The sequence below is a fragment of the Moraxella tarda genome, from assembly GCF_035181405.1.
In the GTDB taxonomy this organism is placed as follows: Bacteria; Pseudomonadota; Gammaproteobacteria; order Pseudomonadales; family Moraxellaceae; genus Moraxella.
Genome location: NZ_JAYGGV010000006.1, coordinates 34,295 through 59,385, shown reverse-complemented (window position 1 = coordinate 59,385; position 25,091 = coordinate 34,295). Strand labels below are relative to the sequence as shown.

Genomic DNA, 25,091 nt, shown 5'->3' with positions numbered 1-25,091 from the left:
ATTTTTTTATAGGTAGTTTTCATGTTAAGCAAAATTATTGGCAGTGTCATTGGCACGAAAAACGAGCGTGAATTAAAGCGTATGCGTAAGGTTGTGGCAAAAATTAATGCCCATGAGCCGACCATTTCAGCATTATCTGATGATGAGCTACGCCAAAAAACCTTTGATTTTAAAAATCGCTACAAGCAAGGCGAAAGTCTTGATGACATTCTACCAGAGGCTTTTGCTGTTTGTCGTGAGGCATCAAAGCGTGTCAATGGTATGCGTCATTATGATGTTCAGTTGATCGGCGGTATTACCTTGCATGAAGGTAAGATTGCTGAGATGAAAACGGGTGAGGGTAAGACCTTGATGGCGACCCTTGCCATTTATCTAAACGCCATCAGTGGCAAGGGTGTGCATGTTGTTACGGTCAATGATTACCTAGCAGGTCGTGATGCTGAGCTGAACCGTCCATTATTTGCTTTTTTAGGGCTGTCAGTTGGCGTGATTTATAGTCAGCAGCCACCACAAGAGAAGTTTGAAGCGTATCGGGCGGATATCACCTATGGTACCAATAATGAATATGGCTTTGATTATCTGCGTGATAATATGGTGTTTAGCTTGGATGAGAAAAAACAGCGTCCACTAAATTATTGTATTATTGATGAGATTGATTCTATCTTGATTGATGAAGCAAGAACACCTCTCATCATTTCAGGACAAGCCGAAGACTCTGCCGAGCTTTACACTTTAATTGACCATATCATTCCAAGGCTGACTCGTTCCAAAGATGAGGAGGCCAATAAGAATAACACTGATGGTGATTTTTGGATTGACGAAAAAAACCGCCAAGTGGAAATCAGCGAAAAAGGCTATGAGAAAATAGAGCATTTTTTGACAGAGGTTGGTCAGCTTGGACAAAACGAAAGTCTGTATAGTCCAGCGCGCTTGCCGTTGCTTGCCCATGTGCAATCAGCAATCCGAGCACATCATTTGTTTGTCAAAAATGTCCACTACATTGTCCAAGATGGTGAAGTAATCATTGTTGATGAAAACACAGGGCGTACCATGCCGGGTCGTCGTTGGTCAGAGGGTTTGCATCAAGCGGTAGAGGCAAAAGAGGGTGTGGAAATTCAGGCTGAAAACCAGACGATGGCAACCACTACTTTTCAAAATTATTTCCGCTTGTATGATAAGTTGTCAGGCATGACAGGAACGGCAGATACTGAGGCAGCTGAGTTTAAATCTACCTATGACTTAGAGGTGGTCATTATCCCAACCCACCGTCCGATTGCGCGTATTGATTTAGATGACCAGATTTTTTTAACCAAGCTTGGCAAATATCAGGGCATCATCAAGGAAATCAAAGAAATTACCGCCAAAGGTGCACCGGTCCTAGTTGGTACAGCAACCATTGAGGCAAGCGAAGAATTATCTTATCTGCTTGACCAAGAGGGGGTTGCCCATAATGTTTTAAATGCCAAACAACATGAACGAGAAGCGGAGATTATTGCTCAGGCCGGTCGTCCAAAAGCAGTAACGATTGCCACAAATATGGCAGGGCGTGGCACGGATATTATTTTGGGTGGTAATTGGCAAGCCCAAGTAGAAAATTTAAATGAACTTAGCGACGAACAAAAAGCCGCCATGCAAGCTGATTGGCAAGCCAAAAACGAAGCGGTCAAACAAGCGGGGGGGCTCCATATCATTGGCTCTGAACGCCATGAATCACGCCGTATTGACAATCAGCTTCGTGGGCGAGCAGGGCGACAGGGCGATCCTGGTCAGTCAAGGTTCTTTTTGTCATTAGAAGATGATTTGATGCGTATTTTTGCAGGCGATCGTGTGACAAGCATGTTTCGTGCGATGGGGCTAAAAGAAGATGAGGCCATTGAACATAAGATGGTGTCTCGTTCTATCGAGAACGCCCAAGGCAAGGTAGAGGCAAGAGATTTTGATGCACGCAAGAGTTTGTTAAAATATGATGATGTTGCCAATGATCAGCGAAAGGTCATCTACACTCAGCGTGATGATTTGCTGGGGCAAGCAGACTTACAAGACTCCATTAAGGATATGCACTATGAGGTGTACAATGCTCTTATCAGTCAATTTGTTCCGCCAGGTTCGGTTGATGATCAGTGGAATATTGATGGTTTAGAAGATGAGATTGAAGAAGCATTTCGTTTTTATATGCCAATTAATGACTGGTTAGATGCTGACCGCCGCTTAGACGAAGAGGGTTTACGCATTAAAATTATTCAGACGGCCATTGCTCGTTATGAGGACAGACGCGTGCAAATGGGCAAGGAAAGTGCTGCCCAGCTAGAACGCCACTTTGTTTTACAAAGTCTTGATAGGCATTGGAAAGAGCATTTAACCCAAATGGATCAACTTAGAAAGGGTATTCATTTGCGTAGTTATGCTCAAAAAAATCCAGAGCAAGAATATAAGCGAGAATCATTTGAGCTTTTTGTATCCATGCTCGGTGCGGTAAAATCTGATATTGTACAAGATTTATCTAGAGTGCATGTGCCAACACCAGAAGAACTGGCCGCCTTAGAAGAGGAGCGTCGCCGTCAGATTGAAGCCATGCGAATGCAGTTTGATCGTCATGAGCTGGGCGAGGAGCAAGAGCAATCTGAATCTGGCCAAGCATCAGGACAAAATATCACATTGACTTTAGGTGCAGTAGGCGAAAATACTGAACAGGCCGAACATACGGCAGTAGGGGATATAGAGGACATTGCGATTCCAACAGGTACCAATCGTAATGCGCCATGCCCATGTGGCAGTGGCTTAAAATACAAACAATGTCATGGTAAAGTTGTCTAGCCAAGATCATTATTTTCATTCAGTACTTATTAGTTATCTGCGTTCAAATTTGTGGATATTAATGGAAGGTATGATGATAAAGCCACTTTGCTTGATGCTCATAACCGTTATCATGGTGTCGGCGTGTACCAAACGAGAGGAGCAACCTGTAGTAATACAAACTGAGGTGCAAATTGTTCCGATGTCCGCCGAACCTGCTGATGCCAAAGAAGAGGGTGTCAGCACCCCTTCGCATGAGAAAGCGGATGAAGGGGCATCTGAACTAATCATTGAGTCAGTCGATGACGATGTACCAACTGATAAATAAAATCTAATGAAAAAAGACACCCTTCATGAACAGGGTGTCTTTTTTTACGACTGCTTTTAGTTTGTTGTTAAGTTGTTAATAAAAAAAGCCCAGAATGGGCTTTTTTTATTAACATCAGTGATCTAAAAAGTAGATTACTTCTTGTCTGTGGTAGCAGTACCAGCAACAGCACCGTTAGCAGCATTTTTAGCAGCATCTGCAGCTTGTTCAGCAGCTTCTTGTGCATTTTCTGCAACAGCTTCAGCGTGTTCAGCGGCAGCACCAGTAGTTACTTGAGCGTTTTGAGCAGCAGTAGCGGCAGTAGCAGCGGCAGCATCAGCAGTAGCAGCAGCTTCTTGAGCAGCAGCATCAGTAGGTGCGGTAGCAGCAGCTTCTTGTGCTTCTACAGCAGCTTCAGCGGCAGCTTGAGCAGCTTCTGGAGCTTCTTCAGCTGGCTTTGAGCAAGCAGTTAGAGCTAGAGAAGCGATTAGAGCAGATAGAGCTAGTTTGGTTTTCATGGTAAATCTCCGTAAGAATAGTAAGTTAATATTGTATGGAAACGAAAAAATCTAGGCAGATACATATGCTGTATTTACCACAGACAAAATCCTTATCATACTTTAATACTACGGTGCATAATTATACCTAAAATTTTGCAAATGAAAAGCAAAATTTTTTGATTTAACTGAAAAATTGTAACAAATTATTTCAATTAACTTGCTTGATGGTTTAGATTGCTCAAAATCCTGACCAAGCGTTTTGTCATATTCACAAATTTCATTTTGTGCAGATGTCGTACGATGATTTTTACAATTTTTCTAAGCCGTCTATTTTCTAAACCATCAATTAGGTGGTGGGATGGCTTTTATCCTGTTGCTTTTTTAGTCATGTTACGAAAAAATTCGTCGTTTGTTTTGGAGTCTTTTAATCGGTCAAGTAAAAATTCTGTGGCTTGCGAGTCATCCATGGGTTGAAGCAGTTTACGCAATACCCAAACACGGCGTAGTGTTTCTTCATCAAGCAAGCGTTCTTCACGGCGAGTGCTGGTTTTTTTAATATTGATTGCGGGGAAAATGCGACGCTCGGCAAGGTCTCGTTCAAGAGTAATTTCTTGGTTGCCTGTACCTTTAAATTCTTCAAAAATCACACTGTCCATTTTTGAGCCTGTGTCAATAAGAGCGGTTGAGATGATGGTCAGGCTGCCACCTTCCTCAACATTGCGTGCTGCACCAAAAAAGCGTTTTGGGCGTTCTAGTGCATTGGCATCTACACCACCTGTTAGCACCTTGCCACTTGATGGAATGACGGTATTATAAGCACGAGCCAGACGAGTAATACTATCTAGCAAGATGACAACATCTTGTTTATGTTCAACCAATCGTTTGGCTTTTTCAATGACCATCTCGGCAACCTGAATATGACGAGATGGTGGCTCGTCAAAAGTTGATGCCACCACTTCACCACGCACAGTCCGCTGCATTTCTGTTACTTCTTCTGGGCGTTCATCAATCAGCAAAACGATCAGATAGCATTCTGGATGATTTTTGGCAATGGCTTGAGCAATGCTTTGTAGTAAAACGGTTTTGCCCGCCTTGGGTGGGGCAACGATGATGGAGCGTTGACCTTTGCCAATAGGGGCGATTAAGTCAATGACTCGCCCTGTTAAGTCTTCGGTTGTGCCATTGCCTTGCTCTAGCGTGAGTTGTTGGGTAGGAAAAAGTGGTGTCAGATTTTCAAAAATTAATTTATGACGACTGCGATCTGGCGTATCAAAGTTAATTTGACTGACCTTTAATAGTGCAAAGTAACGCTCTTGTTCTTTAGGTGGGCGGATTTGACCTGCGATGGAATCGCCTGTTTGTAGGTTAAAACGACGGATTTGACTTGGGCTGACATAGATGTCGTCAGGGCCTGCTAAATATGAGCCTTCACTTGAACGCAAAAACCCAAATCCATCAGGAAGGATTTCAAGTACACCATCACCATAAATAGGCTCGCCATTGCGTGCGTGAGTCTTTAAGATGGCAAAAATGATGTCTTGTTTTCGATTTCGTGCCATATTTTCAAGTCCCATTTGTTCTGCAATGGCAAGCAGCTCAGAGACGGATTTTCTTTTGAGTTCGGTCAGATTCATGGGTAGGTCTTGCAAAGATTGGTCATGAGAAATGCTGTCAGCTCTGTGATAGAGATAATCAGACTGGCAAAATATATTATGAGAAAAGGTGCGTTGCGGATTGAAAAAGAATGTGCAACGGTGCGTAATGATACGAGTTTTTGCTCATAAAATCAAGCAAAAAAACAAAGAGACCTGCAAAAAACAAGCCTCTTTTACTCTTTTATTAGATTATTAGAATCGTTAGATTTATAGATGCTTGTCTAACAACTCGGCAAATTCTGATTTTGGACGGCTGCCAACAACAGTATCAACCTTTTCGCCATTTTTAAAAACAAATAAAGTAGGAATGCTACGAATGCCAAAGCGTGCAGCGATTTCTGGGTTGTCATCAACATTAACTTTGACAATGTGGGCAGTACCCTCATAATCGTTTGCCAGCTCTTCTAGGGTTGGTGCAATGGCTTTACAAGGACCGCACCACGGTGCCCAAAAGTCCACAAGTACAGGCTTATCAGATTGTAGGACATCTCGTTCAAAATTTGCATCGGTGGTATTGATGATTGACATATTTTCGCCTTTTTTGTTTGGGTTGTGAATGAAATATGATAGACGGCTTAACAGACTTTATAAAGAGTTGGTCTGGGTATTGATGGATAATCAATAAATAAAAGCCATCAAGTTAATTGTGTTATAATAGCAAAATTTTTAGAAAAAGACAGATTTTTTGTCATTGAATTTGTCAATCGTCCAAATTAATTGTGTTAAAGATATGAATAAAAATACCAATCGTCAAGACCGCTTGACTGATGATAAAATAGCTCGTATGAATGCCGATGAGTTGGCAAAGCCACAAGAGTTTTTTGCCAATTTCATCAAGTCTATCACAATTTATGAAGATGATGATATTTGGGTGGGAGATAAGCCAGCGGGACTTTTGAGTGTAGATGGCAGAACATTGAAGGGCAGTTTGCAATCACGCTTACTTAGGGTAAATCCAAACATCAAACTTATCCATCGGCTGGACATGGATACATCGGGATTGATCATCTTTGCCAAAAATGAGTACGCCCAAAGTCATGTTTCCAAGCAGTTTATAGACCGATTACCTCAAAAAGAATATCAAGCGGTGGTTTTTGGTACTGTTTGTCATGATGGCAAAACAGGGGTGATTGACATACCTGTTCGTTATGAGCCAACCACAAAACCTCGCCATATTGTCGATCCTGCTTGGTCAAAAAAAGCGCTGACTCACTATGAAATCTTGCATCACGAATTACGCACAGATACCCAAGGTAAGGCGCACCCTGTAACTCGTGTGGCTTTAAGGCCTATCACGGGTCGTAGCCATCAGTTGCGTGTGCATATGGTGCATATCGGCCATGTGATGATTGGTGATCCAATCTATGCTCAAAATACTGCACTAGAACTTGCACCAAGACTGAACTTACACGCTCATAAATTGCGGTTAAAGCACCCAGTGCACGGTGTGTGGATGGATTGGCAAAGTGATGTGCCGTTTTGAGGTCAAGTGATGCCAAGGTTAAAATTTGTATGCAGATAAGCTGTACTTATCTTAGTATTCTTAGTATGAAAAACATTAAAAAAGCAAAAAGTATTGTTATTCAATCTCTATTTTTCTTTATTGTTTTAAAGCAAAGAAGGTTTTTTTATTGTATCCATGATTAAATCAGACCGCTTACCACCGCACTTTGATAAATGCGTTTGGCTCGAGTGCCTGTACCACAAAAGACCATCACAGGGCTAGGAAGCTCATTTAAGAGTTTGGCAAATTGTTCAACCACATCAAAAGACAAGCTCTCGCTATCTATGGGCAAATGACGATATTGTAGACCTGCACTGGTTGCGATTTTGTTCAAATCGTCAGTTCTTGGTTGATTGTCGCATTCATCATCAAAACGCAGATTGATGAGACTTTTAAAACCCAATTTTGATAAAACTTGGCATTGGCAAGGGTGGATTTGTTTATAAAGTGTGATGTGCTTTTTGTTCATATTACCGTTCCAATGTCTGTTTAGGCTGCTTAAAAAACAAAGCTATCTTAGCGAAATTTTTGTCATGATTCAACTTTGATTTGGAAATAAGCATATTCTAAAATTTTAAAAATTACAAGAAAATCAGATTTTTTGGCATGAATTACATATCATGCCAATCTTTGCTTTGATGTTTTAGTTTGTCTACGGCAAGTTTGGTACTTAAAAATACTTGTCCTGAAAGCTTATTAAGCAGTTCGCTGTCTTTTAAAATATCCATGACACCCCCCCTTAATCTCTGCAAAATGCAGGCGTTTGCCCTGACTTTTTATTTCTTGATTAAAATCAATCAACATTTCTTGGGCGGTTAAATCCAGATGATTGACGGCGGTCATAATAATAATGATGTCGTGTGCTTTTGGGTGGTCATAATAACGGCGCCTTAAGGTGTTGTGAATGGTGGTGGCATTGCCAAAATACAAACTTTCATCAATTCTTAGCAAGAGTAAGTTGTCAAAAGTAGTTGTTTTGTGGCGTGTGATGTCGCGAAAATGTCCGCTATCACCAATCTGTCCGATGGTGGCGATATTCACTCGATGTGAACGATAAATCATCAGTGCAAAGCTAGATAATATCCCTGCAATCAATCCAACATTTAGCCCAAATCCAATCGCTACAATAAAGCTGATTATCCAGCATAGTGCATCTGCTTTGTCGTGTTTTAGGGCACTGTTTAGGGTGTCAAAGTCCACCATTGAAATTGCTGAAATGACGATGATGGCGGATAAAACCGCATATGGCAATCCTGTCAAAAACTGCCCAAAAAACAGCAAAATTAGCAAAATGCCCACAGCACACATGACCGATGCCAAAGGTGTTTTTGCACCAAGTCCGATATTTAGGCTGGTGCGAGAAATGCCACCTGTCACTGCAAAACCACCTGACATACTGCTGGCGATGTTGGCAAATCCTAAACCAAGCAACTCTTTATTATTATCAAATGACTCTTTATGAATGCGTGCATAATTACTTGCCACTGCTGAGCTTGAAATAAAAGCGATGAGTGCAATAAGTAATGCAGATGGCAACATAGCCAAGAGAGTGCTGATAGATAATGGTGGCAAACTAAGCGTTGGAAAGCCCGTTGGTAGCGGCTCAAGTAGGTGTATGCCAAGCTCTTGCCAATGTAGCTGGTTTGCCAAAATGATGGTGATGATGGTGATGATGATAACAAGCATACGCTTGGCAAAATCGGCACTGGATTTGGGCAGCCACGACCAAAGCCCTGCGACATAGCGATTGGCGAATAAAATAGCAAAAGTTGCCACACCAAGCAGGGCAGTGCTTGGCTGAATGTAAAAGCTACCATGAGCCAGATTTTTGATGATGTCGGTTAGACTGCCACCAACGATGGGTGCACCTATTAGATTTTTGAACTGCGTGATGATGATTAGTGCGGCGGCTGCACTGACAAAGCCACTGGCGACGCCACGGCTGACAAATTGCATGATCCAACCAAGTCGCAATACGCTTGCTAGGCATAAAATCGCTCCCACCATGAATGCTAATGTGATAGATAGCATGATGTACTGCATACTGCCTGTGGCATAATCAGATAAAGCACTGGCAGTCATTACGGCTGTTACTGCCACAGGACCTAGGGCACTGACACTACTTGAACCTATGTAAGCATAAACCAAGGTTGGTACAATAGATGCGTACAGTCCCATGATGGGTGGCAACCCTGCCAATGCTGCGTAGCCTAGGCTTTGAGGAATGACAAGTACCGCCATCATGAAGCCTGCGGTCAATTCGCTAATGATGAGTTTGGGTTGTTGTTTTAAAGTAGTCAGCCAATGGGGAAAAATAGACATTATTATTCAACGCAAAAAAAAGGGTATAAAAAATGAGCCGTTAAATGAACCACTTAATTTAAAAGATTTTTGATACTGCTTAAAAAAGCGTGTTGTTTTTGCCATAAATTTTGATTTTTTGTGCAAAAGTACAATCTTTATACTCTGTGATACTTTATGGCCATTAACTTTTGTTTTATTTATTTTGTCCAGCACAGTTGGGGCTGTCTGGGGCTTTTGCTTGTTTTGTCCATTCATCGGGCGTGTAGGCATGAATGGCGAATGCATGAATCGTACCACCATTGATTTGCATGAGTGATTGTGTAAGAGCATAAATCATTTGATGGCGAGCAATCAGTCGTTTGTCTACAAAAGCATCGCTGACTATGACTAATTTAAAATGGCTTTCTTTGCCATCAAAATATCCTGCGTGTTTATGGCTTTCGTTGTCAAGCATGACATAGGTTGGGTTAAGTTGTTGTATGGCATCTAAGATGGCGTTAGCAGTCGGTGTATTCATTGATTTCCTTAAAGTTTATCAGTATTAATCGTTTTTATGATATTTTAAAAAACAGACTTTAACGATTTTGTGCTATGATTTGTATTAAAGAGTATGCGTGTATTTTTGTGATGATTTCATTATAATAAAAGTCAAAATAAATACAAGTATTTGCGACAAAAAGCATCAACTTTATTGATTAACAAGACATCTGTGAGAAAAAATGACCGATTTAACCAATATTCCTTTGCCACCAGAGCCACCAGAAGATTATGAATGTTGTAATAATGGTTGCGATGAACTGTGTGTATTTGAAATTTATCGCTTGCAAAAAGCAGATTATGATGCCAAATATAATCATGGGCATGATCATTTAAATAAAAGCATTCGTTCAAAAGAGGGTACTGATGAGTGATGGTGTATTAAAACCGTCGGAGAATTTTGATGCCATCATCATCGGTGCTGGTGCTTCTGGGTTGTTTTGTGCATTTCATGTTGCTCTTTATGGCAAGCGTGTCTTGGTGCTTGACCATGCCAATAAAGCAGGCAAAAAAATTCTCATGTCTGGTGGTGGTCGCTGCAATTTTGTTAATATGTCGGTTGCACCTAATGCGTTCATCGGTCAAAATTGCCATTTTGTAAAATCTGCTTTGAGCCGCTATACAAGTGATGATTTTATCAAACTTGTACAAAAACATGGCATCGCTTATCATGAAAAATCACACGGAGAGCTGTTTTGTGATGATTCATCTAAAGACATTTTAAATATGCTCATCAGCGAGTGTGATATGGCAGGTGTGGATATTCGTTTAAATACAAGTATTGATCAGATTGTTAAAAATCATACGGACGAATTTAAGCTGTCTGTCTTGCCAAAAAATGGCAAGTCTTATGAATTATCTTGTCGTCATTTGATTATCGCTACAGGCGGATTGTCAATTCCGACACTTGGTTCTAGTGGCTTTGGTTATCAAACCGCAGTCCAGTTTGGACATAGCATTGTGCCCACTGAAGCGTCCTTGGTGCCATTTACTTTTACTGACCGAGTAGGCGAGCTGACTAAGTCGTTGGCGGGCATCAGTCTTGATGTGGTTGCTTTTAATGATAAGGCAAGTTTTACCCTGCCCATGCTTTTTACTCATCGGGGTTTGTCTGGGCCTGCAATGCTTCAGCTGTCTAATTATTGGCAATTAGGAGAGATGATTAGTATCAATCTATTGCCTGAGCATGATGTAGGACGGCTGCTGATTGATGCAAAAAGAACATACCCAAAACAGTATATTCGTACTATTTTGGCACCTTATTTCCCCAAAAAATTATTGGCGGTTTTGCAGAGTGTTTTTTGGCAAAAATGGCAGGATATTGAGCTTGCCAATGTCAAAGATAAGGACTTGGTGGATATTGGTAAAAACATCAATGCTTGGCAAATTAAGCCGTCAGGCACGGAAGGCTATCGGGTGGCGGAGGTAACCCGAGGTGGCGTCAATACAGATGAGGTGAAAGGTAAAACGATGGAGAGCAAGCTGTGTTCACGATTGTACTTTATTGGTGAAGTGCTTGATGTGACAGGACATTTGGGCGGATTTAATTTCATGTGGGCTTGGGCGAGTGCTTATGTGTGTAGCGAGGCAGTGGGAGCAGATTGGTAAGCACTTTGGTTGCCAGCCTCGCTGGGCAAAATATTTTTTCCTATCATTGATCAGTAAAAGCCACCAATTCTTTAACAGGCATTCTGCCATTTAATTGTGGTGTGATGGTATGGTTTAGTATGCTGATTTGAGCAAGAAAGTCTGCCCTTGGGATTAAAGTTGCTCCAAGACTCATTAGGTGCGAGTTTTCTAATTGGCAATCAATCAGTTGTATATTTTTGTGTTTTGCAATCACATTCATTGCCCAAAATGCCATTTTTGATGCGTCTGTACGAGTGTGAAACATACTCTCACCACAAAATACTGCACCAAGTTGTAAACCGTACAGCCCTCCAATCAGCTCGCTGATTTGTGGTTCGCCTTCCCAAATCTCAATGCTAATCGCCACGCCTATTTCATGCAGGCGTGTGTAAGCATCTATCATTTGAGTGGTTATCCAAGTATCATCAGCATAAAGGCGAGGTTTGGCACAGGCGTGAATAACACGCTTAAAAGCGGTATTTGTGCTGATTTGCCAAGTGGATTTTTTGGCAGTGCGGACAAGGCTGTTAGACGGTTGAAAATCGTGGGGGTGTAGCACACAGCGAACAGGTGGACACCACCAACAAATTGGGTCGCCATCATTAGACCAAGGAAAGACCCCCACACGATAGGCATTTAATAGCGTGGCGATGGATAAGTCAGCTCCTGCACCAATAAAGCCGTCTTCGTCTGCTACATCAATGATGTTAGAGAAATTAAACACAGAGCGGTCAGCAATGGCGTGTAGGTCGGCAAGACTAAGAATTTGCATGATGTTAATGGCGTATTGTTGCTAAGTACTACATGGATATTGTTTATAACCAATGACAGCAAAAGTTTATCAAAACAACAGATGATATCGACAAAATCAAAATATTGAATGATTGCGGTAATGACCAATGAGCCAAGTCAAAAAGGACGAAAAATTCATCGCCCTTTGATTGGTTTAAAAATTACAAACCGTCTAAATACTTTTCAGCGTCTAGTGCTGCCATACAGCCCGTTCCTGCCGATGTGATGGCTTGGCGATAGATGTGGTCGGCGACATCGCCTGCGGCAAACACGCCTTGTACGCTGGTGGCGGTGGCATCGCCATTTAATCCGCTATTGACTGTGATATAGCCATCTTTCATGTTGATTTTACCACCAAACATGGCAGTGTTTGGTGTATGTCCAATGGCAACAAACATTCCTGTTACATCAAGTGTTTTGCTTGTGCCGTCTGTGTTTTCAATGACCACCCCAGTAACGCCCATCTCATCACCCACAACTTCTTTGATGGTGCTGTTCCATTCAATAGAAATATTGCCATTGTTGACTTTCTCAAATAATTGTTCTTGCATGATTTTTTCAGCACGCAGGGCATCACGGCGATGCACCAGCGTTACATGGCTTGCAATATTTGATAGGTACAAGGCCTCTTCAACAGCAGTATTACCACCACCAATAACCGCAACTTTTTGATTTTTATAAAAAAATCCATCACAAGTTGCACAAGCTGACACACCACGACCCATGAATCTAGATTCGCTCTCAAGCCCTAGATATTGAGCGGTTGCCCCTGTGGCGATGATGAGTGCATCACAAGTGTAACTTTGTTTATCACCCATGAGTGTGAATGGGCGATTTTGTAAATCCACATCTTGAATGTGGTCATAAATAAGCTGTGTGCCAAATCGTTCGGCGTGCTCTTTCATTTCTTCAACAAGTGCTGTGCCCGTTAGGCCGTGGCGACCACCTGGCCAATTGTCAATCTCAGTGGTGGTGGTCAACTGCCCACCCACAGTCAAGCCTGTGATGATGACAGGGTTTAGGTTGGCACGAGCAGCATAAATGGCGGCTGAATAGCCAGCAGGTCCAGAACCCAAAATGATCAGTTTGTGATGTGTCATGAAAAATCCCAATGATTAAATCTAATATCTATATAAATTTTTCTAGTATATGGGAAAATTAGTAAAGATTGCAAGACAAATCTGGCAAATCGTCATGATTGACAAAAGTAAATTTAGAGAATAGTATCCAGCCTATTAAAAATTTTTTGCAAAATCATGATAAAACTTTTGGTATATCAAAGCGTTATCCTATATAATGTAGAGTTTGAATTTTTGACCGCCTACCATAAAGCATCATACCATGAATAAACTACTACAACACGATTTTGTCAATCAAATGCTCGGTCAGCTGCCTACTATTAAACGCTTGTTTTTTAGTGTGGTTGCTGTAGCATTATTTGCATTTTTGTTCGTCTCTTTGTTTTCTTATGACCCTACCGACCCTGCTTGGTCTTATGTGGGTGCTCATCAAGACATTACCAATATTGGCGGTCGTTTGGGGGCATGGACAGCAGATATTTTGCTTGTGTTTTTTGGATTTGGTGCGTGGTTTATCTTGCTGGTGATTGTGTATGAGTTGGTGCATTTGTGGTGGGAGCGTACTTCTGTTTTTTGGCTATTACGATTCTTTGCTTATGTGTTCTTATTGGCGTGCGTAAGTGCACTTTGTGCACAAATTGGTACATGGTGGGGGAATAAATCAACCATCTTTGGTGGCGTGCTTGGGCATGAGCTGATGGCATCATTGGTGGGGGTGTTAGGCGTGATGGCTACAATCGGATTTTTGGGTGTTGTTGGGCTGGTTGTGGCGGTTTTGACTTTTGACATTCCTTGGCTGGCATTTTGGCAAAAGCGTTACCGCAAGGCGGGGGTTGATGAAGTTGATACAAAAGATATGATGAGTGATGAAAGTAGTTATCATGATAAATTCATCATCAGTCAAAACAGCCCAATAGTTCCTAATTATCAGCCACACAATCACGAAGGCACGCTGGAGAGCTTTTTGGTAAATTCTGGTTTGCGTGAGGAGTTGATCGCCAAAAAACAGGCGGAATTGGACAGTAAGCTTGCAGAAGATCATACAGGTAGCATGCCAATCTATGAGACGCATACTCAGCCCAACTATGAGAATTTGCCCAATGATGTCGTAGGCGAAATGAGCGTTGTGGATGCTAATGCACCCCATCAGGCTGATGAACCGACCGCTTTTGATGATTCTATTGAGCAATCAGTGGTGTTGTCGGATATCAATGACAGCGATGTTTCTCATGAGGTGGGTTTTGATGAGGTGATTTTGCCTGATTTGCAAGAAACAAACTTGCAAGAAATGAGCTTGCCAAAAACAAAAGTGGATTTAAAGGGGTTGGATTTGGGTGATTTGGCGGTCAATAACGATGTTGGATCGTTTGAGTTGCCTAATGCCCCTCAGTTTGATGCCTTTCAGCCTGATGACTTTCAAATGGCGGAGTCAACAAAAGTAGAGCAAACACCTGTGCATAATATCATGCCAAAATCCATGCCAAGCGGTGTTGAGAGACCAAAATCACACGCCATGAGTACATTGGAATATCGCATGAGTCTAAGTCCTGTGCCTACGCTTGATATCTTAGACCCAAAACCTAAAAAGTTCATCACTTATACCCCAAGCCAACTCCAAGAACTCTCAGAATTGCTTGAAATCAAATTACAAGAATTTAACATCAAAGCCAGTGTGATTTCGGCGATGGTGGGGCCTGTGGTTACTCGCTTTGAGGTGGACTTGGCGGCAGGCATCAAGGCGAGTCGGGTCAGCAAGATTTCTCAGGATTTGGCACGCTCCATGCGTATGACTTCTTTGCGGGTGATTCCTGTGATTGCAGGCAAATCCTATATTGGCATTGAGGTGCCAAACCGTAATCGCCAAGAGGTTGGTCTGATTGAGCTTTTGGATACTGATGACTATAAAAACCCAAATGCTGGCATCAGCATTGCTATTGGGGCAGATATTAATGGCAAACCTGTGATTGCTGACCTTGCCAAAGCACCACATATGCTGGTGGCAGGTACGACAGGTTCGGGCAAATCGGTACTGGTGAATTCGTTTTTGATGTCTATGCTGTTAAAATATACGCCAGACGAGCTCAAACTGATGCTGATTGATCCAAAACAGCTTGAACTGGCTAATTATGTCGATATTCCGCATCTGCTGACCCCTGTCATCACTGATATGGCGGAAGCGACCTCTGCACTTAATTGGTGCGTTACCGAGATGGAACGCCGTTATCTTCTTATGAGCAAGCTACGTGTACGCAATTTGGCCGCTTTTAACCAGAAGATTGCCGAGGCAAATGAAGCTGGTGAGCCAATTTTAGATCCATTGTGGCATGCTTCTGATCATGTGAGTGATGGTGTGCCTAAGCTAAAACCATTATCAAAAATTGTCGTTGTGGCAGATGAATTTGCCGACATGATCATGCAACTTGGCAAAACTGCCGAGGAGCCGATTGTTCGACTTGCCCAAAAATCTCGTGCGGCAGGCATTCATCTAATCTTGGCAACCCAAAGACCTGTGGCAAATGTGGTTACTGGTCTTATCAAGTCCAACATTCCTTCTCGTGTTGCTTTGCGTGTGAACTCTGCAACCGACAGTCGCATCATCATCGAAGAATCTGGGGCGGAGAATATGCTTGGACATGGTGATATGATGTTTTTGGCACCAGGGGCGATTGAGACTGAGCGTGTGCATGGGGCGTATGTTAAAGATGATGAGGTAAATCGTGTAACGGATGCTTGGCGTGAAAGGGGCGTGCCTGATTATATCGATTTAAGCGAAAGCTATACCTTTGAAGGAGAGGGCTCTGGCGATGGCGGTGCAGGCGGTGATGATGAGTATTTTGATTTGGCGGTATCGCACATTTTGGAGACTCGTAAGGTCTCTATTTCTGCCTTACAGCGTAAATTTAGTATTGGCTATAATCGTGCTGCACGCATTGTTGATGTGATGGAAGAGCGAGGGGTGGTCAGTGCAGCAGATCACAGTGGCAAGCGTCAGATTTTGATGTAGGTTGATATGGATTTACATGGTTATTTGCCCATCATTGTGGCATTGGGCATTTTGGGTTTTTTATTGGGTAATATTTTTGCCCTAAAACCCAAAGCTTATGAGGTGAGGACGGCAGATTTTCGCCTGTTGGCTCGTCAGTTTGGCATTAATCCTAAGCTTATCACTCGCCCAAACTGGCTACCTGCCAAGCCTCAAAAACAAAATCATCATACCGCTAAGACTGATTTTGTGGCAATGTACGCCATGGTGCGTGATGATTGGCGATTGCCGATGGTGCGTTTTGTTCGTGTTGATGGTGTGTGGCAGGGGGCTGATGATGAACTTGCCACATTGATTGAGAATATGCCAAAGACCATCACAGATCATGCGGTGGGATTGCAATTTAAAGCCAACAGCGTAGCATTGTATTGGGCAGATGCTCATTATCAGTCATCACAAGGTATGCATCAATTAGATATAAATACTGCCAAAATGGATTTGCAAAAGCTGTGTCAGGCACTCAACGTATTGGGTGATTTTGTCAATGCACGCAAATGATGCGGTTGGCTGTTAATAATTATCATCAATCATGATTGCCATCTTGTCATGATGGGCGATTGTGTGCTATTTTATAAAATAGTATTTTGACTGGTCAATTTTGTCCATTTTAGTGGACAATCCAATAAAAACCAATATAAAAAGGTAACTTCATGGCTGTGAAAGCAACCACCAAAAAAATCAGTAAAGCTGCCAAACCTAAATCGCCTACTGAGGGTAAATCACTGGTTATTGTAGAATCACCTGCCAAAGCCAAGACGATTAATAAATACTTAGGCGATGGCTTTATTGTGCGTTCTAGTGTCGGTCATGTGCGTGATTTGCCTGTGTCTGGTAAGGATAGAGCCAAAGAAAAAAGCGATGAAACAGGGCTGTCTCGTGAGCAAAAGGCACAGCGTGCACTTGTGCGTCGTATGGGCGTAGACCCTGAGCATGATTGGGATGCGGTGTATGAGGTTTTGCCAAACAAAACCAAAGTGATTCGAGAGTTGAAAGCGTTGGCAAAAGAGGCAGACACCATCTACCTGGCAACGGACTTGGACAGAGAGGGTGAAGCGATTGCATGGCACCTAAAAGAGGTGATTGGTGGCAATGATGATAAATATAGCCGAGTGGTGTTTAATGAAATTACCAAAACCGCCGTGCAAAATGCCTTTAAAAATCCAAGTAAGCTAAATATTGACCGAGTGAATGCTCAGCAAGCACGAAGATTTCTTGATCGTGTGGTGGGCTTTATGGTGTCGCCATTATTATGGGCGAAAGTGGCTCGTGGGCTGTCAGCAGGGCGAGTGCAGTCAGTGGCAACTCGTCTGGTGGTAGAGCGTGAACGAGAGATTCGTGCCTTTGTGCCTGTGGAATATTGGGAAATTCATACCAATAACCAAGTGATTGGTGATACGATACGCCTAGAGGCAACCAAATTTCAAGGAAAAAACCTAGAACTTGGCAACCAAGCCGATGCTGATGCGATCGTTCGTATTTTAAGTAATGCTGATTTTGTTGTGTCTAGCATTGATGAAAAGCCTACTCAATCTAAAGCGTCCGCACCTTTTATCACATCAACTTTACAGCAAGCTGCGAGTACTCGCTTGGGGTTTTCGGTCAAAAAAACCATGATTCTTGCCCAGCGTTTGTATGAAGCAGGTTTTATTACTTATATGCGTACCGACTCAACTTTTTTAAGTCAAGATGCTTTAACAGCGGTGCGTGATTACATTGGCAAGGCGTTTGGTCAAGAATATCTGCCAGAAAAGCCTAATCATTATGGTAATAAGCAAAATGCCCAAGAGGCTCATGAGGCGATTCGCCCATCCAGCGTTGCCATCAAATCTGGCCAGCTGACAGCAATGGAGCGAGATGCACAGCGGCTTTATGAATTGATTTGGCGACAGTTTGTGGCGTGTCAGATGGTGCCTGCCCGTTATCGTTCGGTCAGTCTTATTGTAGATGCCAATGGTGTAGAGCTCAGAGCCAAGGGGCGTAAACTGGTCTTTGATGGCTATACTAAGGTTCAATCCCCCACCAAAAGTGATGATGTGCTATTGCCAAATGTACAAGTAGGTGAAAAATTACCACTCATTAGCATTGAGCCTAGCCAGCATTTTACCAAGCCGCCTGCCAGATATTCTGAGGCAAGTCTTGTTAAAGAGCTTGAAAGTCGTGGTATTGGCAGGCCATCAACCTATGCTTCCATCATTTCTACCATTCAAGAGCGAGGCTATGTCCGACTGGAAAATAAACGCCTGTATGCTGAAAAAATGGGTGATATCGTAACCGAACGACTGATAGAAAGTTTTCCTGATTTGATGGATTATGCATTTACAGCAGGTCTTGAAGATAAGTTGGACGAAGTCGCTGAGGGTCATCAAGATTGGAAGCGAGTGTTGGATAATTTTTATGGCGATTTTAAGAATAAACTTGACACCGCCAAAGGTAAAGACGGCATGCGTCCTAATGACCCAACCAATGTGCCAGACATTCACTGTGATTTGTGTCATCGCCCCATGCAAATTCGTACAGGTTCAACTGGTGTGTTTTTAGGTTGCACAGGCTATAATCTACCACCAAAAGAACGCTGTAAAGGTACAAAAAACCTCGTATCAGCATCGGCCCTTATTTTTGATGTTGATGATGATTCGGCAGAGGTGAATGCCTTGATGGAGAAAAAGCGTTGTCCAAAATGCAACTCAGCAATGGAGGCTTGTATCGTTGATGGTGGCTTAAAATTACACATCTGTGGCAATAATCCTGACTGTGATGGCTATATGCTTGAACGAGGTGTTTTTGAGCTGGCGGCAACAGAAAATACCAAAGATGTGCCTGCCATTTCTTGTGATAAATGTGATGGGCAGATGACTTTAAAAACAGGTCGCTTTGGTGCTTATTTTGCCTGTAATGACTGTGATAATACCAGAAAGGTGCTAAAAAATGGTGAAGTTGCACCACCACGCATGACTGCGATCAGTATGCCAAATCTACGCTCACAGAAATTTGATGATCATTATGTACTTCGTGAAGGAGCTGCAGGTTTATTTTTGGCGGCCAGCAAATTTCCCAAAGTTCGTGAGACTCGCCCACCAAAACTTAGTGAGCTTCGTCCGATTAAAGATGAGCTGGAACCAAAGTTTGCCTATTTGTTTGATGCGCCAGATGCTGATGATAAAGGCAATCCAACCATTCTTCGCTGGTCTCGTAAGAATGCCGAACAATATATTGGCTCAGAAAAAGATGGCAAGGCAACACGCTTTGCCTTGGTGTGGCGAGATGGTAAATGGATAGAGGCGTAATGCCAGTATTTTAAGCAATTTTTAATGATTGATTTTGAATAAAAAAGCCTGCCGATGAGCAGGCTTTTTTTGTATGGCTAAATCCACATAAATTTTGGTGAATTACAACCATAACACTTGGTTATAAATTATTTTGATTTAGAGTATTGATTTTATCTAATATACATTTTAAGAGTATGGATTTATATTAAAACCATAATAATATTATGTGTTTATTTTGTTACATATCTATTCTAGTTGTTACTAATCAATTTTGGAGTTTGCCATGAAGCGTTTTGGCTTATCAGTAATGATGTTTTCTACTTTGATTGCGATATTGGCTGTTGTGTTTGTTGGATTGCTTGCTTTGACACAGTTTGCTCGTCCAGAGTCTGCCACCAAGCCAGTCGCCCAAGACGAGCAACAAGCAAGTCAAGAGTCGCTGGTCAGTACTCGCCCAGATGAGCCGATTAAACCGATTGCTTTACCCAATATTGACAACCCGAAGGCGGTTGCACTTGGTCAAAAACTGTGGTTTGATACCCGCTTATCTAAGTCTGGCGGTTTGTCGTGTAATTCGTGCCACAATCTTGCGATGGGTGGTACGGATAATATGCCAACTTCTATTGGGCATAAGTGGGCAGAGGGTCCAATTAACTCTCCTACTGTGTTAAATAGCGGTCTTGCTATTGCTCAGTTTTGGGATGGTCGTGCTAATACCTTAAAAGAGCAGGCGGGCGGGCCAATTGAAAATCCACTTGAAATGGCATCTACTCATGACCATGTGGTTAAAGTATTAAATAGTATTCCTGCGTACCAAGATGAATTTAAAAAGGCATTTAGTGATTATCAAGATGCCATCACTATTGAACAGGTAACTCGTGCATTAGCAAGTTTTGAGGATACGCTGGTTACGCCAAACAGCCGTTTTGATAAGTGGCTTGCTGGCGATGATAAGGCAATTAATGAACAAGAATTGCGTGGTTATAAAACATTTAAGCAATCAGGCTGTGTGGCATGCCATAATGGTGAATTGCTAGGTGGCGGTTCATTCCAAAAGTTTGGTGTATTTGAGCAATATACCACCAAAAATTTATCTGAAGGTCGGTTTGCGGTAACTGGCAAACCAGAGGATAAAATGCTCTTTAAAGTACCAACGCTTCGTAATATTGAGCTGACCTATCCGTACTTCCATGACGGTCAAGTAAATTCACTAGAAGAAGCGGTGAAAATCATGGGTAAAATTCAGCTGAATAAAGATTTTACTGAGGCAGAGACGGCTGATATTGTGGCATTTTTAAAAACCTTAACAGGCGACCAGCCAAAACTGCAATACCCACACTTACCACCATCAAATCCGAACACGCCATTACCTAATCCATTTGGTAAATAATCAGATGAATAAAAAAAACAAGGCAGTCTGTGATTGCCTTGTTTTTTATTTTAAGAATAATCATAAAGGTAAAAATGTGCTTGCTACTTTAATGGCAATGACCCAAAATTTTATGGCTTTTCATTTTAAAAATAACTGACCGAGTGTGGTTGTCTACTTATCTGATCTGTCTTTAAGCTGGTGTAGATTTTAATTGGTTTTTTTAAATAAATAAATACAAAAAGACGCTGTTACTTTAAAATCACTTTGCATTTTTAGGGCTGTTTTGCGGTCAAGTTTGGCCTTGTAGGTGTAAGGGGTCATGTCAATCAAATCAGCCAAACTTTGACCATCAAGCATCAGTGGGGCATCAATACACCATTCGTCAATGAGTGTAAACTCTGGTGACAGTTGAGTGATGAACTTGGTGGGGTCGTGTGGCTTGACCACACCAAATAACTGTTCACGCATGGCATAAAGGTGCTGCTGAGCGGGCGTGGCGATGAGTAGATGGCCACCAGTTTTTAAAGCTCTGAGCATTTCAGCTTTTGGTAAAGGACTAAAAAAACTCGTGCAAATATCTATATCGCCATCAGCCACAGGCAGTACCACTCCTGTGCCAACTACCCAAGTAATACCGCCGTGAATATCTTGATTTTTATAAGTTTTTGAGGCGGTAATGATGGCAGTTTTGGCAATATCTAAGCCAATCACTTGTCTGCCATCATCTGCCAAGATGCTTGTGTAATAGCCTTCACCACAACCGATGTCAAGTATCGTCTTGGGCGACAGCTTGTTGATGATACTTGCAATTTCATCACGCAGTGGCTGATAATGCCCACCTGATAAAAAGCGTCTGCGAGCCTGTACCGATTCTGGTGTGTCGCCTGCATGATGGCTATTTTTGTGCTGAACGATATGTAAATTGACATAGCCGTCCTTGCTGATGTCGTAGCTGTGGCGGTTTTGACAAGTATAAGTTTTGCCTTGTAAATCTAGAACGGTTTGGCAGATTGGGCAGGTGAGCATTGTTTGATGGCTTAGTAAAAAATCGTCCTATTTTATCGTAAAAGATGGTTTTTGGCTATGCCAATCACACATTTATGCTTTTATCTCATCTCTTTTAAATACCCAGTCTTTGTCTGTGCTTGCCAGTTCGTCAAAATAATAGCCATCAACATCAAAGTTTTTTAATTGCTCAGGGTCGGTGATGGCATTTTTGGTGGCAAAGTTTACCATCATGCCACGAGCTTTTTTAGCATAAAAACTGATGATTTTGTATTGACCATTCTTTTGGTCAAGGAATTTTGGTGTGATGATGCTGGCGTTGATTTTATTGGGCTTAACCGCACCGTAATATTCGTTAGACGCCAAATTGACTAAAACATCAGAACCGCTATTTACAATGCGTTCGTTAATCAGGTTGGTGATTGTATCACCCCAATATTGATATAGATCATCAGCGTGAGGCGTTTTGAATTTTGTGCCCATTTCAAGACGATAAGGGAGCATTAAATCCAGTGGTTTGAGCAATCCATACAGTCCTGACAAAATGCCCAAATGCTTGTTTAGATACAAGATTTGTGTCTCATTGAGTGAATAGGCATCAAGCCCTGTATAGACATCGCCATCAAATAAATAAGCGGCAGGTTTGGCATTATCATCAAAAGGATACGCCCAAATTTGATTGCGTGCGACATTAAGTTCGGCAATTTTGGCAGAAATATGCATGAGCTCTTGCAAATCTAGCACATCTTTGGTTTTTAGAGTTTTCATCAGCTCGATGGCGTGTTCAATAAGAGCAGGCTGGCTGTATTGACGATTAAGACTGACTGGAATGGGTGTTTTTTCGTCTAGATTCTTGGCAGGAGATAATAAAAAATACATGACAATTTTCCAAATTATTCAAACTAACTTACTTTATTATAGGTAAAATTTGTCAAAATACAAAGTTAAAATTACCAATTCTTATGTTTTGTGCATTTGCAGGCTGGCTTATGGGTTGTGAGGTTTTTGCGTGTTCCAAAAAAAACCGCCCCCAAAAAAAGGCGGTTTTTATCACTATAAACATCTATAAAAAATTGCTAATACTTTTATTTAAAATCCTTAGGATTTAAACAGCTTGGCAAGTGGCGGATAGGATCGCTCTCACAGCCCACCAATCTGGCACACCATCTTAAAATTGACTTCGCCTGCCGAATCTGGGATTACATCATCCCAATTTTGCGAACTATAAAAGCTAATGGGATAGGTTTCGCTCCATACGCTGTTGCCTTGCTTGTCATAAAGCACCGCGCTACTAAAATCCCGTTTTTGATGGGTGCAGTCAAAATGGTAAAGAGATTTGATTTGCCAATAGGTTTTGCCACCTGCTTCTTTTTGAGCGGTTTTAAAATCGAATCGTACCCACGCACTGACATACCGCCCACCGCCTGTAAAAGACTCGACACGCACGCTGTCTTTGTCTAAATAATCTTTAAAATCTTTGGTTTCGCCTGTCTGCACCCAATCACTAGCAAAAGCAGGTGTGGCAAGCATGAACGCAATGATAAGATATTTTTTCATAAAGCCTCCTTTAAATTTTATCTATTTTAATTTGTTGAACCATAAAAAACCACCCATAAAGAGTGGTTTTTTTAATTTTACGCAACATATTTTTTAATTTTACGCAAAATCTTTGGGATTTAGACAGCTCGCCAAGTGTTTGGCAGGGTCGCTGTTATAGGCTTGTATCGCCTCATCCACACTCATGCCGAGTGCTTTGGCAACGCCCTCGCCATAAGCTTTGTCGCAAAAGTGGCAATTGCGGATATGGCGGTATTTGATAAAATCTAAGGCATCGCCCATCGCCGCTGCGGTATTGTCAAACAAGGCTTGCTTTTGCGTGTCGTTCATCAGATTAAACAACGCGCGTGGCTGGCTAAAATAATCATTGTCATCTTCACGAAAATCAAAAATCGCAGCGTGTCCGTCAATTTTTAAGGGTGGCTCGGCAAATTGTGGCTGTTCTTGCCATTGATTAAAGCTGTTTGGCTCATAATGCGGACGGCTACCATAATTGCTATCCACTCGCCCTTGACCGTCTCGGTGGTTGGTATGCACAGGGCAACGGGGGGCATTCACAGGAATTTGATGGCGGTTTACGCCCAAACGATAGCGTTCGGCATCGGCATAATTGACAAGGCGTGCTTGCAACATTCTATCAGGCGATACGCTAATACCTGGCACCAGATTGCTTGGGGCAAAGGCGGCTTGCTCCACATCCAAAAAGTAGTTGTCAGGATTTTTATTTAACTCAAACTCGCCCACTTCAATCAAAGGAAATTGTTTTTTTGACCACACTTTGGTCAAGTCAAAGGGATGAAAATCCACACTGTTAGCCTCTTCTTCTGGCATAACTTGGATAAACATCGTCCATTTGGGAAAATCGCCTTGTTCAATGGCTTCGTACAAATCTTTTTGGTGGCTTTCACGGTCTTTGGCAATTACCGCCTCTGCTTCGCTATCCGTCAAATTTTGGATGCCTTGCTTTGTGCGAAAGTGGAATTTGACCCAAAAGCGTTCGTTTTTGTCATTGATAAAGCTGTAAGTATGGCTACCAAATCCGTGCATATGGCGGTAGGATTTGGGAATGCCACGGTCGCTCATCACGATGGTTACTTGGTGCAAAGCCTCTGGCAGTAGCGTCCAAAAATCCCAGTTGTTGGTGGCACTACGCATATTGGTGCGTGGGTCTCTTTTGACCGCTTTGTTTAGGTCAGGGAATTTTAGGGGGTCACGCAAGAAAAACACAGGTGTGTTGTTGCCCACCATATCCCAGTTGCCCTCTTCGGTATAAAATTTTAGGGCAAAGCCACGAATGTCTCGCTCGGCATCCGCCGCCCCACGCTCGCCTGCCACCGTTGAGAAGCGTGCAAACATTTGGGTTTTTTTGCCAATTTGGCTAAAAATTTTGGCACGGGTGTATTTTGTGATGTCGTGGGTTACTGTAAAAGTACCAAACGCCCCAGAGCCTTTGGCGTGCATACGCCGTTCTGGAATGACTTCACGAGCAAAGTCGGCAAGTTTTTCGTTAAGCCACAAATCTTGCAGTAGGATAGGACCTCTTGCCCCTGCGGTCATACTGTTTTGATTTGAGACCACAGGCGCACCGTTTTGGCGTGTCAGGTGGGTAACAGGGCAAACGGCTTTGTGGGCGTCTTGTGGTTCAAGCGTTTGGGGGTCAATCGTGTTGGTTTTGTTGTCTGTCATTTTGTTGTCTTTCATAGCTTTTTTGTCTGTCATAAAAATCCTTGGCGATGGCTAGGGTTAAA

20 protein-coding genes and 1 pseudogene are annotated in these 25,091 nt (G+C 42.3%); 9 read left to right on the top strand and 12 right to left on the bottom strand.

What is annotated here, in order from left to right:
* The first annotated feature begins 21 nt into the window (after positions 1-21).
* On the top strand, positions 22-2,814 hold the full coding sequence (gene secA / locus U9670_RS07695) for a preprotein translocase subunit SecA (protein WP_323842069.1): 2,793 nt from the start codon (positions 22-24) through the stop codon (positions 2,812-2,814).
* A 73-nt stretch (positions 2,815-2,887) separates the two neighbouring features.
* Positions 2,888-3,121 (top strand): hypothetical protein, encoded by a 234-nt coding sequence (locus U9670_RS07690; protein ID WP_323842070.1) that lies wholly within the window; start codon positions 2,888-2,890, stop codon positions 3,119-3,121.
* Between the two features lie 134 nt (positions 3,122-3,255).
* On the opposite strand, the gene U9670_RS07685 is transcribed toward U9670_RS07690, so the two are convergent.
* The 3 genes from U9670_RS07685 to trxA form a co-directional block, all read right to left on the bottom strand.
* The gene (locus U9670_RS07685) at positions 3,256-3,618 is read right to left on the bottom strand and encodes a hypothetical protein (protein WP_323842071.1); all 363 of its coding nucleotides are present in this window, start codon (positions 3,616-3,618) and stop codon (positions 3,256-3,258) included.
* A 347-nt stretch (positions 3,619-3,965) separates the two neighbouring features.
* Positions 3,966-5,234, bottom strand: a complete 1,269-nt coding sequence (rho, locus tag U9670_RS07680) for a transcription termination factor Rho (RefSeq protein ID WP_323842072.1) — start codon at positions 5,232-5,234, stop codon at positions 3,966-3,968.
* A gap of 228 nt (positions 5,235-5,462) precedes the next feature.
* The gene (gene trxA / locus U9670_RS07675; RefSeq protein ID WP_323842073.1) at positions 5,463-5,783 is read right to left on the bottom strand and encodes a thioredoxin; all 321 of its coding nucleotides are present in this window, start codon (positions 5,781-5,783) and stop codon (positions 5,463-5,465) included.
* 202 nt (positions 5,784-5,985) lie between these two features.
* Here trxA and U9670_RS07670 point away from each other — a divergent pair, with 202 nt between their 5' ends.
* A complete protein-coding gene (locus U9670_RS07670) occupies positions 5,986-6,738 on the top strand; it encodes an RluA family pseudouridine synthase (RefSeq protein ID WP_323842074.1) in 753 nt (250 codons plus the stop codon).
* 160 nt (positions 6,739-6,898) lie between these two features.
* Here the strand turns inward: U9670_RS07670 and U9670_RS07665 are convergent, their stop codons facing one another.
* From U9670_RS07665 to U9670_RS07655, 3 genes are all read right to left on the bottom strand, one after another.
* On the bottom strand, positions 6,899-7,228 hold the full coding sequence (locus U9670_RS07665) for a protein tyrosine phosphatase family protein (RefSeq protein WP_323842075.1): 330 nt from the start codon (positions 7,226-7,228) through the stop codon (positions 6,899-6,901).
* Between the two features lie 227 nt (positions 7,229-7,455).
* Positions 7,456-9,081 carry a SulP family inorganic anion transporter gene (locus U9670_RS07660; RefSeq protein ID WP_323843769.1) on the bottom strand — a complete coding sequence of 542 codons (1,626 nt, stop codon included), beginning with the start codon at positions 9,079-9,081 and terminating at the stop codon, positions 7,456-7,458.
* A 175-nt stretch (positions 9,082-9,256) separates the two neighbouring features.
* Positions 9,257-9,580, bottom strand: a complete 324-nt coding sequence (locus tag U9670_RS07655; RefSeq protein WP_323842077.1) for a BolA family protein — start codon at positions 9,578-9,580, stop codon at positions 9,257-9,259.
* 202 nt (positions 9,581-9,782) lie between these two features.
* On the opposite strand from U9670_RS07655, the gene U9670_RS07650 reads away from it, so the two are divergent.
* Together U9670_RS07650 and U9670_RS07645 are read left to right on the top strand one after the other, a co-directional pair.
* On the top strand, positions 9,783-9,974 hold the full coding sequence (locus U9670_RS07650) for an oxidoreductase-like domain-containing protein (protein WP_323842078.1): 192 nt from the start codon (positions 9,783-9,785) through the stop codon (positions 9,972-9,974).
* Positions 9,967-11,208: a BaiN/RdsA family NAD(P)/FAD-dependent oxidoreductase gene (locus U9670_RS07645; RefSeq protein WP_323842079.1), complete on the top strand. Its 1,242-nt coding sequence runs from the start codon at positions 9,967-9,969 to the stop codon at positions 11,206-11,208. The genes U9670_RS07650 and U9670_RS07645 overlap by 8 nt, the downstream gene beginning before the upstream one ends.
* A gap of 43 nt (positions 11,209-11,251) precedes the next feature.
* On the opposite strand, the gene aat is transcribed toward U9670_RS07645, so the two are convergent.
* Entirely contained in the window at positions 11,252-12,001 is a 750-nt protein-coding gene (gene aat / locus U9670_RS07640) for a leucyl/phenylalanyl-tRNA--protein transferase (protein WP_323842080.1), read from the bottom strand.
* Between the two features lie 181 nt (positions 12,002-12,182).
* Positions 12,183-13,121, bottom strand: coding sequence for a thioredoxin-disulfide reductase (gene trxB, locus U9670_RS07635; RefSeq protein WP_323842081.1), 939 nt, complete (start codon positions 13,119-13,121; stop codon positions 12,183-12,185).
* Positions 13,122-13,446: 325 nt separating this feature from the next.
* On the opposite strand from trxB, the pseudogene U9670_RS07630 reads away from it, so the two are divergent.
* From U9670_RS07630 to U9670_RS07615, 4 genes and pseudogenes are all read left to right on the top strand, one after another.
* Positions 13,447-16,104 (top strand): annotated as a pseudogene (locus tag U9670_RS07630) (DNA translocase FtsK); the annotation flags it as partial.
* A gap of 6 nt (positions 16,105-16,110) precedes the next feature.
* A complete protein-coding gene (locus U9670_RS07625; RefSeq protein WP_323842083.1) occupies positions 16,111-16,641 on the top strand; it encodes a hypothetical protein in 531 nt (176 codons plus the stop codon).
* A 152-nt stretch (positions 16,642-16,793) separates the two neighbouring features.
* A complete protein-coding gene (topA, locus tag U9670_RS07620; protein ID WP_323842084.1) occupies positions 16,794-19,427 on the top strand; it encodes a type I DNA topoisomerase in 2,634 nt (877 codons plus the stop codon).
* 265 nt (positions 19,428-19,692) lie between these two features.
* Complete coding sequence (locus tag U9670_RS07615) at positions 19,693-20,799, top strand: cytochrome-c peroxidase (protein WP_323842085.1); 1,107 nt, start codon at positions 19,693-19,695, stop codon at positions 20,797-20,799.
* A 189-nt stretch (positions 20,800-20,988) separates the two neighbouring features.
* Here U9670_RS07615 and U9670_RS07610 read toward each other — a convergent pair whose 3' ends face one another.
* From U9670_RS07610 to U9670_RS07595, 4 genes are all read right to left on the bottom strand, one after another.
* Entirely contained in the window at positions 20,989-21,807 is an 819-nt protein-coding gene (locus U9670_RS07610; RefSeq protein ID WP_323842086.1) for a putative RNA methyltransferase, read from the bottom strand.
* Between the two features lie 72 nt (positions 21,808-21,879).
* A complete protein-coding gene (gene yaaA, locus U9670_RS07605) occupies positions 21,880-22,665 on the bottom strand; it encodes a peroxide stress protein YaaA (RefSeq protein WP_323842087.1) in 786 nt (261 codons plus the stop codon).
* A gap of 261 nt (positions 22,666-22,926) precedes the next feature.
* Entirely contained in the window at positions 22,927-23,343 is a 417-nt protein-coding gene (locus tag U9670_RS07600; protein ID WP_323842088.1) for a surface-adhesin E family protein, read from the bottom strand.
* 99 nt (positions 23,344-23,442) lie between these two features.
* Complete coding sequence (locus U9670_RS07595) at positions 23,443-25,029, bottom strand: catalase (protein WP_323842116.1); 1,587 nt, start codon at positions 25,027-25,029, stop codon at positions 23,443-23,445.
* Positions 25,030-25,091 lie beyond the last annotated feature (62 nt).

What these genes read in the sequence shown, in the direction of transcription:
- secA (WP_323842069.1), top strand. Translation starts at nt 22, where the DNA reads ATGTTAAGCAAAATTATTGGCAGTGTCATTGGCACGAAAAACGAGCGT.
- U9670_RS07690 (WP_323842070.1), top strand. Translation starts at nt 2,888, where the DNA reads ATGATAAAGCCACTTTGCTTGATGCTCATAACCGTTATCATGGTGTCG.
- U9670_RS07685 (WP_323842071.1), bottom strand. Translation starts at nt 3,618, where the DNA reads ATGAAAACCAAACTAGCTCTATCTGCTCTAATCGCTTCTCTAGCTCTA.
- rho (WP_323842072.1), bottom strand. Translation starts at nt 5,234, where the DNA reads ATGAATCTGACCGAACTCAAAAGAAAATCCGTCTCTGAGCTGCTTGCC.
- trxA (WP_323842073.1), bottom strand. Translation starts at nt 5,783, where the DNA reads ATGTCAATCATCAATACCACCGATGCAAATTTTGAACGAGATGTCCTA.
- U9670_RS07670 (WP_323842074.1), top strand. Translation starts at nt 5,986, where the DNA reads ATGAATAAAAATACCAATCGTCAAGACCGCTTGACTGATGATAAAATA.
- U9670_RS07665 (WP_323842075.1), bottom strand. Translation starts at nt 7,228, where the DNA reads ATGAACAAAAAGCACATCACACTTTATAAACAAATCCACCCTTGCCAA.
- U9670_RS07660 (WP_323843769.1), bottom strand. Translation starts at nt 9,081, where the DNA reads ATGTCTATTTTTCCCCATTGGCTGACTACTTTAAAACAACAACCCAAA.
- U9670_RS07655 (WP_323842077.1), bottom strand. Translation starts at nt 9,580, where the DNA reads ATGAATACACCGACTGCTAACGCCATCTTAGATGCCATACAACAACTT.
- U9670_RS07650 (WP_323842078.1), top strand. Translation starts at nt 9,783, where the DNA reads ATGACCGATTTAACCAATATTCCTTTGCCACCAGAGCCACCAGAAGAT.
- U9670_RS07645 (WP_323842079.1), top strand. Translation starts at nt 9,967, where the DNA reads ATGAGTGATGGTGTATTAAAACCGTCGGAGAATTTTGATGCCATCATC.
- aat (WP_323842080.1), bottom strand. Translation starts at nt 12,001, where the DNA reads ATGCAAATTCTTAGTCTTGCCGACCTACACGCCATTGCTGACCGCTCT.
- trxB (WP_323842081.1), bottom strand. Translation starts at nt 13,121, where the DNA reads ATGACACATCACAAACTGATCATTTTGGGTTCTGGACCTGCTGGCTAT.
- U9670_RS07625 (WP_323842083.1), top strand. Translation starts at nt 16,111, where the DNA reads ATGGATTTACATGGTTATTTGCCCATCATTGTGGCATTGGGCATTTTG.
- topA (WP_323842084.1), top strand. Translation starts at nt 16,794, where the DNA reads ATGGCTGTGAAAGCAACCACCAAAAAAATCAGTAAAGCTGCCAAACCT.
- U9670_RS07615 (WP_323842085.1), top strand. Translation starts at nt 19,693, where the DNA reads ATGAAGCGTTTTGGCTTATCAGTAATGATGTTTTCTACTTTGATTGCG.
- U9670_RS07610 (WP_323842086.1), bottom strand. Translation starts at nt 21,807, where the DNA reads ATGCTCACCTGCCCAATCTGCCAAACCGTTCTAGATTTACAAGGCAAA.
- yaaA (WP_323842087.1), bottom strand. Translation starts at nt 22,665, where the DNA reads ATGTATTTTTTATTATCTCCTGCCAAGAATCTAGACGAAAAAACACCC.
- U9670_RS07600 (WP_323842088.1), bottom strand. Translation starts at nt 23,343, where the DNA reads ATGAAAAAATATCTTATCATTGCGTTCATGCTTGCCACACCTGCTTTT.
- U9670_RS07595 (WP_323842116.1), bottom strand. Translation starts at nt 25,029, where the DNA reads ATGACAGACAACAAAACCAACACGATTGACCCCCAAACGCTTGAACCA.